The sequence below is a fragment of the Streptomyces sp. AC558_RSS880 genome, from assembly GCF_019049255.1.
Classification (GTDB): Bacteria; Actinomycetota; Actinomycetes; order Streptomycetales; family Streptomycetaceae; genus Streptomyces.
Genome location: NZ_JAGMUJ010000025.1, coordinates 1 through 15,701, shown reverse-complemented (window position 1 = coordinate 15,701; position 15,701 = coordinate 1). Strand labels below are relative to the sequence as shown.

14 protein-coding genes are annotated in these 15,701 nt (G+C 71.7%); 2 read left to right on the top strand and 12 right to left on the bottom strand.

Annotated features, from left to right (window positions below; translation table 11 throughout):
* Positions 1-4 precede the first annotated feature (4 nt).
* The 6 genes from rplS to KUM38_RS09530 form a co-directional block, all read right to left on the bottom strand.
* A complete protein-coding gene (rplS, locus tag KUM38_RS09555; RefSeq protein WP_004924850.1) occupies positions 5-355 on the bottom strand; it encodes a 50S ribosomal protein L19 in 351 nt (116 codons plus the stop codon).
* 133 nt (positions 356-488) lie between these two features.
* Positions 489-1,322, bottom strand: coding sequence for a tRNA (guanosine(37)-N1)-methyltransferase TrmD (gene trmD, locus KUM38_RS09550; protein WP_217128898.1), 834 nt, complete (start codon positions 1,320-1,322; stop codon positions 489-491).
* Positions 1,322-1,873, bottom strand: coding sequence for a ribosome maturation factor RimM (gene rimM / locus KUM38_RS09545; RefSeq protein WP_217128866.1), 552 nt, complete (start codon positions 1,871-1,873; stop codon positions 1,322-1,324). The genes trmD and rimM overlap by 1 nt, the downstream gene beginning before the upstream one ends.
* A 109-nt stretch (positions 1,874-1,982) precedes the next feature.
* A complete protein-coding gene (locus KUM38_RS09540; RefSeq protein ID WP_003973401.1) occupies positions 1,983-2,222 on the bottom strand; it encodes an RNA-binding protein in 240 nt (79 codons plus the stop codon).
* Positions 2,223-2,224: 2 nt separating this feature from the next.
* Positions 2,225-2,644: a 30S ribosomal protein S16 gene (gene rpsP, locus KUM38_RS09535; protein WP_217128865.1), complete on the bottom strand. Its 420-nt coding sequence runs from the start codon at positions 2,642-2,644 to the stop codon at positions 2,225-2,227.
* Between the two features lie 396 nt (positions 2,645-3,040).
* Positions 3,041-3,640 carry a hypothetical protein gene (locus KUM38_RS09530; RefSeq protein WP_030866134.1) on the bottom strand — a complete coding sequence of 200 codons (600 nt, stop codon included), beginning with the start codon at positions 3,638-3,640 and terminating at the stop codon, positions 3,041-3,043.
* Between the two features lie 585 nt (positions 3,641-4,225).
* Here KUM38_RS09530 and KUM38_RS09525 point away from each other — a divergent pair.
* A complete protein-coding gene (locus KUM38_RS09525) occupies positions 4,226-5,074 on the top strand; it encodes a methyltransferase domain-containing protein (RefSeq protein WP_217128864.1) in 849 nt (282 codons plus the stop codon).
* A 60-nt stretch (positions 5,075-5,134) separates the two neighbouring features.
* On the opposite strand, the gene ffh is transcribed toward KUM38_RS09525, so the two are convergent.
* From ffh to KUM38_RS09500, 5 genes are all read right to left on the bottom strand, one after another.
* On the bottom strand, positions 5,135-6,685 hold the full coding sequence (gene ffh, locus KUM38_RS09520) for a signal recognition particle protein (protein WP_217128863.1): 1,551 nt from the start codon (positions 6,683-6,685) through the stop codon (positions 5,135-5,137).
* A gap of 160 nt (positions 6,686-6,845) precedes the next feature.
* Complete coding sequence (locus tag KUM38_RS09515; protein WP_217128862.1) at positions 6,846-9,287, bottom strand: [protein-PII] uridylyltransferase; 2,442 nt, start codon at positions 9,285-9,287, stop codon at positions 6,846-6,848.
* 28 nt (positions 9,288-9,315) lie between these two features.
* A complete protein-coding gene (locus tag KUM38_RS09510) occupies positions 9,316-9,654 on the bottom strand; it encodes a P-II family nitrogen regulator (protein ID WP_004924863.1) in 339 nt (112 codons plus the stop codon).
* Entirely contained in the window at positions 9,651-10,991 is a 1,341-nt protein-coding gene (locus KUM38_RS09505; RefSeq protein ID WP_217128861.1) for an ammonium transporter, read from the bottom strand. The genes KUM38_RS09510 and KUM38_RS09505 overlap by 4 nt, the downstream gene beginning before the upstream one ends.
* Before the next feature lie 349 nt (positions 10,992-11,340).
* Positions 11,341-12,837 carry a hypothetical protein gene (locus KUM38_RS09500; RefSeq protein ID WP_217128860.1) on the bottom strand — a complete coding sequence of 499 codons (1,497 nt, stop codon included), beginning with the start codon at positions 12,835-12,837 and terminating at the stop codon, positions 11,341-11,343.
* A gap of 446 nt (positions 12,838-13,283) precedes the next feature.
* On the opposite strand from KUM38_RS09500, the gene KUM38_RS09495 reads away from it, so the two are divergent.
* Complete coding sequence (locus tag KUM38_RS09495; RefSeq protein WP_217128859.1) at positions 13,284-13,949, top strand: bifunctional DNA primase/polymerase; 666 nt, start codon at positions 13,284-13,286, stop codon at positions 13,947-13,949.
* Between the two features lie 257 nt (positions 13,950-14,206).
* On the opposite strand, the gene ftsY is transcribed toward KUM38_RS09495, so the two are convergent.
* Positions 14,207-15,409, bottom strand: coding sequence for a signal recognition particle-docking protein FtsY (gene ftsY, locus KUM38_RS09490; protein WP_217128858.1), 1,203 nt, complete (start codon positions 15,407-15,409; stop codon positions 14,207-14,209).
* Between the last annotated feature and the right edge of the window lie 292 nt (positions 15,410-15,701).

Here is a 15,701-nt window from a genome sequence, read left to right as displayed (position 1 = left end):
GCGCTCAGTTCTCGCGCTTCTCCTTGATCTTCGCCGCCTTGCCGCGCAGCTCGCGCAGGTAGTACAGCTTGGCGCGACGGACGTCACCGCGGGTGACGAGCTCGATCTTCTCCACGATCGGGGTGTGCACCGGGAAGGTGCGCTCGACGCCGACGGAGAAGGAGACCTTGCGGACCGTGAAGGTCTCGCGCACGCCGGCGCCCTGGCGGCGGATGACCACGCCCTTGAACTGCTGCACACGGGAGCGGTTGCCCTCGATGACGCGCACGTGGACGTTGACGGTGTCGCCGGGACGGAAGGCGGGGACGTCGCTGCGCAGCGACGCGGAGTCGACGGAGTCGAGCAGGTGAGACATTTCGTCTGCTTTCTTCGCTGATGCCGCAGGTCATCAACGGCAACTAGAGGCTGGAGTCAGAGCCGTGCGTTTCGGGACGGGCGTCGTGTCCCCCTGCGGCAGGGGCGCACTCCGGACGACGCACAGCAGCGGCCTATTCTTCCACGCCGTCGGTCCTGCGCCAAAATCGGCCGTACGGCTCGCCGGCGGGATCCGGTTCCCAGCCCAGGATGGACAGCATCTCGCGGTCCTTCTTGTCGAACGCCTTGGGATCGCAGCGCTCGATGAGGTCGGGCCGGTGGGCGGTGGTCCGGCGCAGCGCCTCGTCGCGCCGCCAGCGGGCGATCTTCCCGTGGTGGCCGCTGAGCAGCACGTCCGGGATGCCGCGCCCGCGCCACTGCGGCGGCTTGGTGTGGACGGGCCCCTCCAGAAGGCTCGCCATGGCCCCGGGGGCGAAGGAGTCGTCGCGGTGCGACTCGGCGTTGCCGAGGACGCCGGGGAGCAGCCGTGCGACGGCCTCCGTGACGACGAGGACCGCCGCCTCGCCGCCGGCCAGCACATAGTCGCCGATGGACACCTCGTACACGGGCATCCGGGTGGCGTACTCGTCGATGACGCGGCGGTCGATGCCCTCGTAGCGGGCCGGGGTGAAGACCAGCCAGGGGCGCTCGGAGAGCTGGACCGCGAGTTCCTGGGTGAAGGGGCGGCCGCTGGGGGTGGGGACGATCAGGGCCGGCTCGCGGGAGCCGGTCTCGTAGCCGTCCGCCAGGACCGAGTCGAGCGCGTCGCCCCACGGCTCGGTCTTCATGACCATGCCGGGGCCACCGCCGTACGGGGTGTCGTCGACGGTGTTGTGCCGGTCGTAGGTCCAGTCGCGCAGGTCGTGCACGTGCACGTTCAGCTGTCCACGCGCGCGTGCCTTGCCCACGAGGGAGACGTTCAGCGGCTCCAGGTACTCCGGGAAGATCGTGACGACGTCGAGCCGCATCACGCCTCGTCTCCGGAGTCCCGGGAGGAGGCGACCTCAGCCCGGTCGTCGATCAGACCCGGCGGCGGGTCGATGACGGCCCGCTGCTCCTCCAGGTCGATCTCGGTGACGATCTCCTCGACGAACGGCACGTACACCTCGGTGCCGTCGGGGCGCTCGACCACGAAGAGGTCCTGGGTGGGCAGGTGCGAGATCTCGGTGATCCGGCCGACCTGCTCACCGTCCCGCGTGACGACGTCGAGGTCGATCAGCTGGTGGTCGTAGTACTCGTCCTCGTCCTCGGGCCGCTCGTCCGGGTCGACGTCGGCGATGAGGAGGGTGTTGCGCAGGGCCTCGGCGCCGTTGCGGTCGTGGACGCCCTCGAAGCGCAGCAGGAGGCGGCCGCTGTGGACGCGGCCGGTCTCGATGGTGAGCGGCCCGACGGAGGCGGGGTCGGTGGTCAGGACGGCGCCGGGCCCGAGCCTCAGCTCCGGTTCGTCGGTGCGGACCTCCACGGTGACCTCGCCCTTGATGCCATGGGCGCGGCCGATGCGCGCGACTACCAGCTGCACTGTGCTTGATCTCCTGTCGAACTGCGACGAGCCGCTCACGGCTCGTACGACTGCGGGCCGGGGACGGCCCAGTGGCCTTCCCCGGCCCGAGCCGGTGCTGCGTTCGGCGTCAGCGGACGTGGTCCACGTCGACGAGGTCGACGCGGACACCGCGGCCGCCGATGGCGCCCACGACGGTACGCAGAGCGCGTGCGGTGCGGCCGTTGCGACCGATCACCTTGCCGAGGTCGTCCGGGTGGACCCGGACCTCGAGCACCCGCCCGCGGCGCAGGTTGCGCGAGGCGACCTGCACATCGTCAGGGTTGTCGACGATGCCCTTCACGAGGTGCTCGAGAGCCTCCTCGAGCATGCTCAGGCCTCGGTCGACGCGGACTCGGCGGCGGCCTCGTCCTTCTTCTCAGCCTTCTTCTTCTGGGTGATCGCCTCACCCTTGCCCTCGTCCTCGCCGCCGAGCGCCTCGAAGGACGGGCGGGCGGGCTTCTCGGCCTGCTGCAGCAGCGGAGCCGGGGCGGGCTCGCCCTTGAACTTCTGCCAGTCGCCGGTCTTCTTCAGGATGGCGAGCACGGGCTCGGTCGGCTGGGCGCCGACACCGAGCCAGTACGCCACGCGCTCGCCGTCGACCTCGATCACCGACGGGTTGTACGTCGGGTGGTACTTGCCGATCTCCTCGATGGCCCGGCCGTCACGGCGGGTACGGGAGTCGGCGACGACGATGCGGTAGTGAGGCGAACGGATCTTGCCCAGACGCTTCAGCTTGATCTTGACTGCCACGGGAGTGGGTTCTCCTGAAATTGACGTGGTTGGGCACGGCGGGATGTGCCGCGTGGGGTTGCGGTACCCGAGTGCCCGATGGACGCGTCAGCCGGAGGAGAGAGGGGTCCTGTGCGACTGTCGAGTACAGCTAGCCATTGTGCCACACCCTGCGGGGCTTGTTCGGCGGGGGTGAGCGTGCTTCAGGGACACCCGGCGGTGGTGCGGACCGGGAGTGAGCCGCACAGCCCGGCGCCTGCGGGGTGCCTCCTCCGAAGGGGGCACCCCCAGTGAAGGGGGCACCCCCAGCTCCCTGGGGGTGCCCCCAGGCCCTGGAGGGGGCGGCACGACTGCCCGCAGGGGCGGCGCGTGCGACGGCACCCCGTGTCTCCGGCACCCACGAGATGCCGGGGACGATCAGCTCGCCGCTGCCACCACTTCCGGGATGCGGAAGGGCTTCCCGCAGCCGCCGCAGACGATGGGGGCCTGGGCGAGGACCGAGGGAACGACGCGGACGTTGCGGCCGCAGTCGCAGACGGCCTTGACGCGGACGCCGCCCCCGGAGGAGCCGTGCCGGGCGGCCGGGCCGCGGAAGCTGCGGGCCGTGTCGCCCGCGGTCGCCGCGGAGTGGGCCTTCAGGGCGCGCTGGAGGCGTTCCGTCGTCGGACGGTAGCGGCGCTTCGCCTCGGGAGTGAGCGTGACCAGTGAGAAGCCGCTGCTGGGGTGCGGCTCCTCGGGGTGGTCCAGGCCCAGTTCCTCGGCGATCGCGAGGAATCTGCGGTTGTGGTAGCGGCCGGCGCGGGATGTGTCGCGTACGCCGCGCGCGGCGGCGACGCCGTGGACTGCCTCGTGCAGCAGTCGTTCGAAGGAGAGTTCGTGACCGCACGCGGACGACGACTCCCCGATCAGGGACTCGGGCGCGGCAAGATCGGGCAGCTCGGGGTGGTACCGCTGAATGTCGGCCCACGCCTGCGCCAGCTCTGCGGCGAGAACAGGTGGTGTCTGTGTCGTGCTCACGTAACGACAACGAGCCTGGGTGTCCCTGTGTTCCGATTCCGGGGCATCCCAAATAATTTGCACGTACCCGTCAGTTGCCGCTGATGCGTCCTGACGAGTACGGGTGCGCTGATCTGCGGAGAAGCCTCGCAGCTCACCTCAAGGTGGTGCGTAGGCTGACGTACGCCCCCGCGCGTAAGCGGTCTCGGCACGCCGGTGCGCGTGAGGCTCGCGGATGCGCAAGAGGCGTTTCGGTCGCTCTCGCGGAGACACGGCGTCCGGCTCGGCGGGCACGCCACGGGCGCGACGTTACCGGGTCCGCCCTCGCGGCCGCGCATCGCCCCGCCACAAGCCGCTCCCGGCTTCGTCGACCTTGGCCGGAATCGGCGTACGGGTGCCTTCGTCATGGCGGACCGGGCGGCCCGGGATTACCGGAATGTGAATTCTTGCCACTGGCACAAGCCGACTGCCAACCGCCGCCGCATTCCACTGGACGACACGACGAGGGCGGAGTTTCCTGGCATACGGGGGGTGTGCGGGGCGCACTGCACGGGGGCCAGGGAATCGGGCACTGCGGCAACTCTCGGCTGATTGGGGCGCTTACCTATGACACCTACGCTCGTGCGGCAGCACCCGCCTCGCACGGGGGCCGTCCCCCGTGTGGACCTGCGTGCACGCGCGCGTGACTGGTCCGAGATCCAGGAGCGGATGCTCGTACCGCTCTACGAGGCCGTCTACGAGCGACTGGACGTGGGACCCGCGACACGACTGCTCGGCCTCGGCTGCGGTTCCGGGCTGGCCCTGCTGATGGCGGCCTCGCGCGGCGCCGCGGTCACCGGTGTCGACACCTGTGCCGACCGGCTGGCCCTCGCACGGGAGCGGTTGCTGCCCGACGAGCGGGACGCACGCGCGCGTGACGACACCCGGATCGTGCACGGCGCGCCCGCACAGGCCGCTCGCACGGACGCGTACACCGTGGTGACCGCCTTCGAGCCGATCGGCTGCCTCGCGGGCGACGCGGAGAGGCTGGCCGATCTGCTCGCCGAGGCGGTGCCGCTCGCCGGGCGCGGAGCGGCCGTGGTGCTGGCCGGCTGGGGTCCGCCGGAGCGATGCGCCACGGCGTCCGTGCTCCGGGTGGCCGCCAAGCTGGCGGAGCCGCTGCGCGGCGCGGGCACCTGGCGCCCCACGGACCGCGACGACCTGGAGCGGGTCGCCGCGCGGGCGGGGCTGCGGCCGGACGGCTCCGGGCGGGTGGCCTGCCCCTTCGGCTACGCCGACGCGGACAGCGCGGTACGGGGGCTGAAGTCGACCGGGCTGTTCGACCCGGCGGTCACGGCCACGGACCAGGCGCAGGTCGACAAGGAGCTGGCGGAGGCCCTGCACCCGTACCAGCGGCAGGACGGGACCGTGTGGATGCCGAACGTGTTCCGGTACCTCGTCGCGCGCGTTCCCTGACACACGCCACCGGGGCGCCCCCTGGGATGAGGGGACGCCCCGGTGCCGTACGACAGGTTCTCAGCCCATGAACTTCTTGAACTCGTCGGGCAGCTCGAAGTCCTTGCCGCCCTGCTGCGGCAGCCCGAAGGCGTTGCCACCCTCCGCGGCGGCGGCGCGGCGCGCGGCCTCCTCCTGCTCCTGCTGCTTGCGCTTCATCGGGTTGCCGGAGCGCTGCTTGCCCTTGGCCTGCTTCTGCTTCTTCTTCTGCCGGCCCGGACCGCCACCCATGCCCGGCATCCCGGGCATCCCGGGCATGCCGCCGCCCTGAGCCATGCGGGACATCATCTTGCGGGCCTCGAAGAACCGCTCGACCAGGTTCTTCACCGCGCTGACCTCGACACCGGAACCCTTGGCGATACGGGCACGGCGCGAGCCGTTGATGATCGTCGGCTCCTGACGCTCCGCCGGGGTCATCGACTTGATGATCGCGGCGGTGCGGTCGACGTCCCGCTCGTCCAGGTTGTTGATCTGGTCCTTGATCTGGCCCATGCCGGGCAGCATGCCGAGCAGCTTCGAGATGCTGCCCATCTTCCTGACCTGCTCCATCTGGGCCAGGAAGTCGTCCAGGGTGAAGTCCTGGCCCTTCTTCGACGCCAGCTTGGAGGCCATCTTCTCGGCCTCTTCCTGGCTGAACGTCTTCTCCGCCTGCTCGATCAGGGTGAGCAGGTCACCCATGTCGAGGATGCGGGAGGCCATCCGGTCCGGGTGGAAGGCGTCGAAGTCGTCGAGCTTCTCACCGTTGGACGCGAACATGATCGGCTTGCCGGTGACCTGCCGGATCGACAGCGCCGCACCACCGCGCGCGTCACCGTCGAGCTTGGAGAGCACCACGCCGTCGAAGCCGACGCCGTCGCGGAAGGCCTCGGCGGTGTTGACCGCGTCCTGACCGATCATCGCGTCGACGACGAAGAGGATCTCATCGGGGTGAACGGCGTCCCTGATGTCCGCGGCCTGCTGCATCATCTCCTGGTCGATGCCCAGGCGGCCGGCGGTGTCCACGATCACGATGTCGTGGACCTTGGTCCGCGCGAAGTCGATGGAGTCCTTGGCGACCTTCACCGGGTCGCCCACGCCGTTGCCCGGCTCGGGCGCGTAGACGGCGACGCCCGCACGCTCGGCGACGACGCTCAGCTGGTTGACGGCGTTGGGGCGCTGGAGGTCGGCGGCGACCAGCACCGGCGAGTGGCCCTGCTCCTTCAGCCAGTGGCCGAGCTTGCCCGCGAGGGTGGTCTTACCGGCACCCTGCAGACCGGCCAGCATGATCACGGTCGGCGGCTGCTTGGCGAAGCGCAGGCGGCGGGTCTCGCCGCCGAGGATGGTGATCAGTTCGTCGTTGACGATTTTGATGATCTGCTGCGCCGGATTGAGCGCCTTGGAGACCTCGGCACCGAGGGCGCGTTCCTTGACGTTCTTGATGAACGCGCGGACGACGGGCAGGGCCACGTCCGCTTCCAGCAGCGCGATACGGATCTCACGCGCCGTGGCGTCGATGTCCGCTTCGCTCAGCCGGCCTTTTCCGCGGAGGTTTTTGAAAGTCGCGCTGAGGCGGTCGGAGAGAGTATCGAACACGGCGGCGTCGGTCCTCGGGGTCGGGGGCGAATCTGGGCTGCCCTCCAGGGTATCCGGCCCGGCAAGTAAATCGCCCCCGCCCGCTGAGGTCAGCAGGCGGGGACGGAAACCCCGCGTCGGCGGGGAGCGCATCCCGTAAACGCATGACGTGACCAGAAGGTCACGCCCGCAGCGCCTCCTCCAGCTTCCGCGCCACAGCCACCGCCTCCTCTTCCGGCAGAGGCACACCCTGCTCCTGCGTCACGTAAAAGGCATCGACCGCGTTCGCCCCCAGCGTGCTCACATGCGCACTCCGCACGCGCACCGCCGCGTCCTCCAGCGCCCGCCCGATCCGGAACAGCAGCCCCGGCGCGTCCTGCGCGCGGACCTCTATCACGGTGGCGTGCCGGGAGGCGGCCGGGGCGACCGTCACGCGCGGCGGCGGCGCCACCACGCCCCGGCGGCGCGGGTAGGCGGCGTCCCGTTCGGCGAGCCGGCCGGCGATGTCCAGGGTGCCGTCGAGGGCGCGTACGAGGTCCGCGCGGAGCCGGGCGGCCTGGGGCAGGGAGCCGTACTCGGCGGCGACCCGCCAGTCCAGCAGCAGCACGGAGCCGTCCACGCCGTCCGGGAGGTCCAGGGCGCGCAGTTCCGCGGTCCGTACGGTCAGCCGGTGCATGGCGAGCACCCCGGCCACGGCGGGCAGCACGCCCGCCTGGTCGGGTACGGCGATGCGCAGTTCCACGCCCAGCGGCTCGGGACCGCCGGAGGGCTCGGCGGGCGGCTCGGTCCGGGCCCGCAGGGACAGCACCGGCGCGCCCGTGGCGACGGCCTCGATCGCGAGGCGCTCCTGTTCCGCGGTGGGAAGGGCTTCCCCGGGCCCGTCCGGGGCGTCTCCGGACAGCACGGCGGAGACCCGTTCGACCAGGTCGGCGACGAGCGAGGCGCGCCAGGACGACCAGGCGGCCGGCCCGGTGGCGAGGGCGTCCGCCTCGGTGAGGGCGTGCAGCAGTTCGAGGGTGCCCTGGGCGCCGACGGCGTCGGCGACCGCGCGTACGGTGGCGGGGTCCTCCAGGTCGCGCCGGGTGGCGGTCTCGACGAGCAGCAGATGGTGGCGTACGAGGGTGGCGATCACCGTGACGTCGTGCTGGTCGAAGCCGATGCGGGCGGCCACGTCCCTGGCGATGACCTCGCCGGCCACCGCGTGGTCGCCGGGCCATCCCTTGCCGATGTCGTGCAGCAGCGCGGCGACCAGCAGCAGGTCGGGGCGGCTGACGCGGCGGGTGAACGCGGAGGCGCGCACGGCGGTCTCGATGAGGTGCCGGTCGACGGTCCACAGGTGCACGGCGTTGCGCTGCGGGCGGCAGCGCACCCGGTCCCAGTCCGGCAGCAGCAGGCTGACCAGGCCCTCCGCCTCCAGCGCCTCCCAGACCTCGACGGTGGGGCGGCCGGAGCCCAGCAGGGTCACGAGTTGTTCCCGGGCCTCGGCGGGCCACGGCGTGGGCAGGGGGCGCGCACCGGTCGCCATGCGCCGTGCGGCGTGCAGGGAGAGCGGGAGCCCGGCCTGCGCGGCGGCGGCCGCGGCGCGCAGGGGAAGCACGGGGTCGCGTTCGGGGCGCGCGGCACGGGCGAGCACCACCTCGCCGTCGTGTTCCACGACCCCTTCGGCCAGCGGGGAACGCTCAGGCGTCGGCTTCCCGCCGCTCCACATGGCACGCAGTCGGGGCCGCACCGCGCGGGAGCGCAACACGCGTCCCACCTCGCGCCAGGTGACGTCACCGGCGTAGGCGATGACCCGCGCGGCCTCGTAGACCTGCCGCAGCAGCGCGTCCGCGTCGAGCACGCCCAGTTCGGCCGCGACCTGGTCCTGTTCCTGGAGCGCGAGCCGGTCGGTGGCGCGCCCGGTCGTCAGGTGCAGGGCGTCCCGTACGTCGAGGAGCCGGCGGCGGGCGTCGGCGAGGCCCTCGCGCGGGGCGTCGGCGAGCCAGGAGGCGGCGACGGCGCGCAGCGCGGTGGCGTCGCGCAGTCCGCCGCGGGCCTCCTTGAGGTCGGGTTCCAGGAGGTACTGCAGTTCACCCTGGCGTTCGGCGCGTTCCTCGCACAGTTCCCGCAGGGCGGGGAGGCGTTTCGGCGCCTGGTTGCGCCAGTCGGCGAGGACCGCCGTGCGCAGGGCGGTGGTGAGGCCGAGGTCACCGGCGATGTGCCGGGCGTCCAGCAGCCCGAGCTGGACCTTGAGGTCCTCGCCGGCCGTCTTCCGGGCCTCGGCGGGGGTGCGGACGGAGTGGTCGAGGGCGAGGCCCAGGTCCCAGACGGGGTACCAGAGGCGGTCCGCGAGGGCGGCGACCGCCTCGGGGTCGCCGCCGTCGTGCAGCAGGAGGAGGTCGAGGTCGCTGCGCGGGGACAGCTCCGCGCGCCCGTAGCCGCCCACGGCGACCAGGGACACCCCGCGCGCCCCCTCCGTGCCCGCCGCGAACAGTCCGCCGAGCCAGTCGTCGGTGAGGTCCGCGAGGGCGGCACGGCGCGGCGGCCCGGACCGCGCCTCCTCGGTGAGAAGGTGCAGCCGGGCCGCCGCGTAGCCGCTGGGTCCCGAGTCCTCTGTCTCGTCTCGCATGTCCGTCCCCGTCACCCCGCGGCTCCTGTTCCGTTCGCCTGCCTCAGAGCGCGTCCGGACCGCGCTCGCCGGTCCGCACCCGTACGGCCGTCTCGACCGGGACCGACCAGACCTTGCCGTCGCCGATCTTGCCGGTGCGGGCCGCCTTGACCACGACGTCGATCAACTGCTCGGCGTCGTCGTCCTCGACGAGCACCTCGATGCGGATCTTGGGCACCAGGTCGACGGTGTACTCGGCGCCGCGGTAGACCTCGGTGTGGCCTCGCTGGCGGCCGTAGCCGCTGGCCTCGGTGACGGTCAGGCCGTGTACTCCGAAGGCCTGCAGGGCCTCCTTGATCTCGTCGAGCCGGTGCGGCTTGACGACGGCGGTGATGAGTTTCATGCGTCCACCTTCTTGCTCTCGGCCGGGGCGACGGGGGCGGTGACCGCGGTGCGGGCCGCGCCGCCTCCGGCGCCGCTGAAGTCGTATGCGGTCTCGGCGTGCTCGGCCTGGTCGATACCGGCCACCTCGTCGTCCTCGGAGACTCGCATACCGATGGTCTTGTCCAGGAGGAAGGCCAGGATCGCGGAGACGACCAGGGAGTAGGCGAGGACGCCGAAGACACCGGCGCACTGCTTCCAGAACTGGTCCAGGCCGCCGCCGTAGAAGAGGCCCGCGACGTCGGACTGGCCCTTGCCGGTGGCGAAGAGGCCGACGAGCAGGGAGCCGAGGATGCCGCCGACGAGGTGCACGCCGACGACGTCGAGGGAGTCGTCGTAGCCGAGCTTGTACTTGAGGCCGACGGCCATGGCGCACAGCACACCGGCGATGACGCCGACGGCGATCGCGCCGAGCGGGGAGACCGCGCCGCCGGCCGGGGTGATGGCGACCAGACCGGAGACCGCGCCGGAGGCGGCGCCCAGCGTGGTGAAGGCGCCGTGGCGGATCTTCTCGTAGGCGAGCCAGCCGAGGACGGCGGCGCCGGTGGCGACCTGGGTGTTGACGAACATCAGCGCGCCGACGCCGTCGTCGTTGCCGAGCCAGGAGCCGGCGTTGAAGCCGAACCAGCCGAACCACAGGAGACCGGCGCCGAGCATGACCAGCGGGAGGCTGTGCGGGCGCATCGGGTCCTTCTTGAAGCCGATGCGCTTGCCGATCACCAGGATCACGCCGAGCGCGGCGGCGCCGGCGTTGATGTGGACCGCCGTACCGCCGGCGAAGTCGATGACGCCGAGCTCGAAGGCCCAGCCGCCGGCGCCCCAGACCCAGTGCGCGACCGGGAAGTAGACGATCGTGGCCCACAGGGCGACGAACAGCGCCCACGCGGTGAACTTCACGCGGTCCGCGAGGGCGCCGCTGATCAGCGCGGGGGTGAGGACGGCGAACATCAGCTGGAAGACCAGGAAGACGAAGACGGGGATGGTGTAGCCGTCCCAGAGTTCGGTGAGGCCGATGTCGCTGAGGCCGACCCAGTCGGAGTTCCAGCCGATGACGCCCCCGGAGTCGGTGCCGAACGCCATGGAGAAGCCGTACAGCACCCACAGGACGGTGACGATGCCGAGGCTGATGAAGCTCATCATCAGCATGTTCAGGGTGCTCTTGACGCGGACCATGCCTCCGTAGAAGAAGGCCAGACCCGGGGTCATGAGCATCACCAGGGCGGAACAGATGAGCATGAACCCTGTGTTGGCGGCGGACAGCGTGGGCGCGTCTGCGGCCAGGGTGATGGCTGGTGCCATCGGCGTCTCCTCGTCGTTGGTACGGCCCCGTGCGGGCGAAGCCTCGAGCGGATTGAGGGGTGGGCCGGTTATGCGCCATGAGATTGGCGCAGCGCCGTTTCGGTGGAAGCCCCTCGTTGTTTCGCCGCCGTGACGAAGGCACCCGGCGTGTTACGGGTCGGTGAACCGCCGGATCCGGGGCGCGCCGATCGTTATCGTGGCGCAACCTTCGGTGCCCGGCGGTGAGCCGCGGCCGGGCAGACGCACGACCGGCCGCGGCCGGCCTCCGAGTGACCTGGCATGGGGGGAGCCGAGTCGGGCAGTTCGGGAGGGCTGGCCGCGGCCGGGGCCTAGCGGTACCTCGGGGGTGTCAGACCGCGTCCGCGGTCTCGGGCAGCTCGATCGCGAGCCGCTCGCTGAGTTCGACGACTTCGGCGAGGTCCCCGAAGTCGCGTACGGCGGTGTCGACCGTCTTTCGGATACGAGTGTTGACGCGTTCGGAACGGACCTTCTTGGCCGCCTTGATGGCGTCGGTGGCGAGAACCGCGCTCTGCTCGGGCTCGCTCTGCAGCAGGTGGACGGTGGCCATGCCGATCAGGTTGAGGGCGTAGGAGCGCTGGTGCTCGCCGCCCTCCCGGCCGAACAGCTCCACGGCCCGCCGCATCAGCGGCTCGGCGAGCGAGGCGTACGTGGGGCTGCGGCCGGCGACGTAGGCGAGGTCACGGAAGGAGTGGGCGTTCTCCGCGTACAGCTCGGCCTCGGAGAAGAAGCCGATCCAGTCGGCGTCGGGCTCGTCCCACTCGTCGGCCTCGGCGAAGGTGTCCTCGGCCATCCGCACCGCCCGCTTGCACCGGCCGGGCTGGCCCATGTTGGCGTAGGCGCGGGCCTCCATCGCATACAGCATCGACTGGGTGCGCGGGCTCGCGCAGTCCCGGCTGCCGTACTGCGCGAGGTGGATCAGCTCCAGGGCGTCCTCGGGCCGGCCGAGGTGGATCATCTGCCTGCTCATGCTGGACAGCACGTACGAGCCGAGCGGCCGGTCCCCGGCCTCCTTGGCGGCGTGCAGGGCGAGCACGAAGTACTTCTGCGCGGTGGGCTGGAGCCCGACGTCGTACGACATCCAGCCGGCCAGCTCGGCGAGTTCGGCGGCGACCTTGAACAGGCGTCGGGTGGTGGCCTCGGGCTGGGGTTCCTGGAGCAGGTCGGTCACCTCGTGCAGCTGTCCGACGACCGCCTTGCGGCGCAGGCCGCCGCCGCACTGGGCGTCCCACTGCCGGAACATCACGGTGGTGGTCTCCAGCAGGTCCAGCTCCGGCTTGGACAGCCGGCCGCGGGCGCGCGCGGAGGAGGACACCGGGTCGGCCTCGGGCCGTGGCAGCGGGACGGACGGGGAGGGGACGAGCCAGCGCTGCATGGGCTCGATGAGGGACGGGCCCGCGGAGAGGGCCAGCGAGCTCCCGAGGAAGCCGCGCCGCGCCAGCATCAGGTCGCTGCGCGAGAACTCGCTGAGCAGGGCCACGGTCTGCGGGCCCGTCCAGGGCAGGTCGACGCCGGTCGTGGAGGGTGCCGGGCGGGTGGTGCGCAGGCCCAGGTCCTCGACGGGGACGACGACGCCGAAGCGTTCGGAGAACAGTTCGGACAGGATTCTGGGGATCGGCTCGCGCGGGTTCTCGCCGTCCAGCCAGCGGCGCACGCGCGAGGTGTCGGTGGAGATGTGGTTGGCGCCCAGCTGGCGTGCCCTGCGGTTGACCTGGCGGGCGAGCTCGCCCTTGGACCAGCCGCTGCGGACGAACCACGACGCGAGCAGCTCGTTCGGGCGTTTCTCCGCACTCGCAGCGCTCGTCCCGCCACCGCCGTTGCCGCTCACTGGAACGCCCCCATCCCTGAAGACCACTTGTCGCCGAGTGCGCCAAGCCCTATCAGAATGCCGGTTGTCGGGGCCGCCCGTCCGACGGTTGTCACCCTTCGAACGGAAAGCCGAGTTGCCTCCGGCATACCCACGAGTGCATGTGCCCCAAGAAGCCGTGCACACACAGTAACCCTATGATCACTCGCCTCACCATGGCGGAACCGCAATCGCCACCATTCGCCACCCCTTCGAATGAACTCACCGTTGCCATCCCGCGATTCACTTGACACGGGACAGCCACAAGCGGGTGCAGCGATGCATCGAAGGGCGCGCATCGCCGGACGCACCACCCCAGGCGCTTCGGGGCGCCGGTTGAGTGGAGCGGCACCGGGAAGCTGGAAACAGAGAGTCACCTACCGCGTTCGATGCGTGACCGTCGGTACGTCGGACCCGTTGGAGGGGGCATGGGCTTCACGATCGGCATCAGTCGGGGCATCCGCGACATCCGGTCCGGCTCGCGTCGCCGGAGCCGCTCCTCGGACGGCACCGTCGTGGCGGAGTACACCGGACTGTGGGGCTGGGAGGTGGTGCCGGGCGTCCGGGCCGCCGCGGGCGCCTGCTCCTGCGGCCGCGCCGACTGCCGGGCACCGGGCGCACATCCGCTGGACCGCGCGCCGGTGATCCGCGCCGGGGCCCCGCTGGACGAGGTGACCGCGATCTGGTCGGAGTTCCCGGGGGCCTCGCTGATGCTGCCGGTCGGGCGGGCGTTCGACGTGATCGAGGTCGCGGAGGCCGCCGGACGTCACGCCCTGGCCCGGCTGGAGCGCATGGGTCTGCCGGTCGGCCCGGTCGCCGCCACCCCGGACGGCCGCGCCCACTTCTTCGTCGCCCCCGGCGCCGCCGCCGCACTGCCCGAGCTGCTCTACCGCATGGGCTGGGACGACCCGGCCGCCCTGGACCTGCACGGCCTCGGACCCGGTACGCACATCACGGCACCGCCGTCCGACCGGGGCGACCTGGGCCCGGTGCGCTGGCTCCGCTCCCCCGCCCTGGACTCGGCGTCCCGCCCACCGGAGGCCCGCCTGCTGCTCGGCACGCTGGCGTACGTGGCACACCGCTCGGGAACCTAGCCGCCGTCCCCGCGGGCAAGTCGTGCCTCCCCCAGTGCCTTAAAGGCCTGGGAGGTACCCCCAGGGGCGGCACGGGTGGGCTGGGGGTACCCCCTCTGGGGGAGGTACCCCGCAAGCGCCGGGCCGCACGACCACCCCCGGCCCGCACCGACGCCGCGCGCCCCCGGACACGGCGAAGCGCCCGTCCCCCGGTCTGCTCGGGGGCGGGCGCTTCTTCGCGTCTGCCGCATCCGTCCGACGGAGTCGGAGTCAGAGCCTCACTCCCCGATGAGGGCGTCCACGAACGCGTCCGGCTCGAACGGCGCCAGATCGTCCGCGCCCTCGCCGAGCCCGACCAGCTTGACCGGCACGCCCAGCTCGCGCTGCACGGCGATCACGATGCCGCCCTTGGCCGTACCGTCCAGCTTGGTGAGCACGATGCCGGTGATGTCGACGACCTCGGCGAAGACCCGGGCCTGCACCAGACCGTTCTGACCGGTGGTGGCGTCGAGCACGAGCAGCACCTCGTCCAGCGGGGCCTGCTTCTCCACGACCCGCTTGACCTTGCCGAGCTCGTCCATGAGGCCGGTCTTGGTGTGCAGCCGCCCTGCGGTGTCGATGAGCACGGCGTCGGCGGCCATCTCCTTGCCCTCCTTGACCGCGTCGAACGCGACGGAGGCGGGGTCACCGCCCTCCGGGCCGCGCACGGTGTGGGCGCCGACCCGCTCGCCCCAGGTCTGCAGCTGGTCGGCGGCGGCGGCACGGAAGGTGTCGGCGGCACCGAGCACGACGGTGTTGCCGTCGGCGACCAGGACGCGGGCGAGCTTGCCGGTGGTGGTGGTCTTGCCGGTGCCGTTGACGCCGACGACCATCACGATGCCGGGGCCCCCGGCCGCGTTCTCGGTGTGCACGGTGCGGTCCATCTCGGGGCCGACCAGCGTGATCAGCTCCTCGCGGAGCAGTCCGCGCAGCTCCTCGGGGGTGCGGGTGCCGAGCACCTTCACGCGCTCGCGCAGCCGCTCGACCAGCTCCTGGGTGGGCTGCACACCGACGTCGGCGGTGAGCAGGGTGTCCTCGATCTCCTCCCAGGTGTCCTCGTCGAGGTGCTCGCGGGACAGCAGGATGAGCAGGCCCTTGCCCAGGGCGTTCTGCGAACGGGAGAGACGGGCCCGCAGCCGGACCAGACGGCCGGCGGTGGGCTCCGGGATCTCGATCTCGGGAGCCTCTGCGGCGGGCGGTTCCTCGATGACGACGGGACCCGCGCCCGCCGGAAGATCAACCTCCTCTATGGTGCGCCGCGGTTCCTCCCGCGGCGTCTCGGCCTCTTCGCCGACGTGCGGTTCGGCCGGAGGGGCGGTGATGTCGGGCGCGGCGGGCGGCGGCGGGGGCAGCGGCTTCCTGCGCCGACTGCCGACGATGAGCCCGCCGAGCGCGCCGAGCACGACCACGGCGATGACTACAGCAAGGATGACGATGTCCATAACAGCCCCAGTATGGCGTGACCTCCCGCAAGGCCGTTCGTTCTACGCGCGGGGTCCGCGAAGGCGCGCCTGATACCCGGTCCCCGGGGAGAACACGCCGCCGCCCTTGCCCGGGTGACCCGGGCAAGGGCGGCGGTGAGGGTACGGGGAGAGGGACGGCGGGGACTTGAGTCCTTCTCCCCGGACTTGGGGGAGGCTGGTGCTCAGCCCATCTCCTCCAGCGACTTGCCCTTCGTCTCCTTGACGAACTTCAGGACGAACGGGATGGAGAGCGCGGCGAAGAGCGTGTAGA

What these genes read in the sequence shown, in the direction of transcription:
- KUM38_RS09505 (WP_217128861.1), bottom strand. Translation starts at nt 10,991, where the DNA reads ATGGCACCAGCCATCACCCTGGCCGCAGACGCGCCCACGCTGTCCGCC.
- rplS (WP_004924850.1), bottom strand. Translation starts at nt 355, where the DNA reads ATGTCTCACCTGCTCGACTCCGTCGACTCCGCGTCGCTGCGCAGCGAC.
- trmD (WP_217128898.1), bottom strand. Translation starts at nt 1,322, where the DNA reads ATGCGGCTCGACGTCGTCACGATCTTCCCGGAGTACCTGGAGCCGCTG.
- KUM38_RS09510 (WP_004924863.1), bottom strand. Translation starts at nt 9,654, where the DNA reads ATGAAACTCATCACCGCCGTCGTCAAGCCGCACCGGCTCGACGAGATC.
- KUM38_RS09495 (WP_217128859.1), top strand. Translation starts at nt 13,284, where the DNA reads ATGGGCTTCACGATCGGCATCAGTCGGGGCATCCGCGACATCCGGTCC.
- ftsY (WP_217128858.1), bottom strand. Translation starts at nt 15,409, where the DNA reads ATGGACATCGTCATCCTTGCTGTAGTCATCGCCGTGGTCGTGCTCGGC.
- KUM38_RS09525 (WP_217128864.1), top strand. Translation starts at nt 4,226, where the DNA reads ATGACACCTACGCTCGTGCGGCAGCACCCGCCTCGCACGGGGGCCGTC.
- KUM38_RS09540 (WP_003973401.1), bottom strand. Translation starts at nt 2,222, where the DNA reads ATGCTCGAGGAGGCTCTCGAGCACCTCGTGAAGGGCATCGTCGACAAC.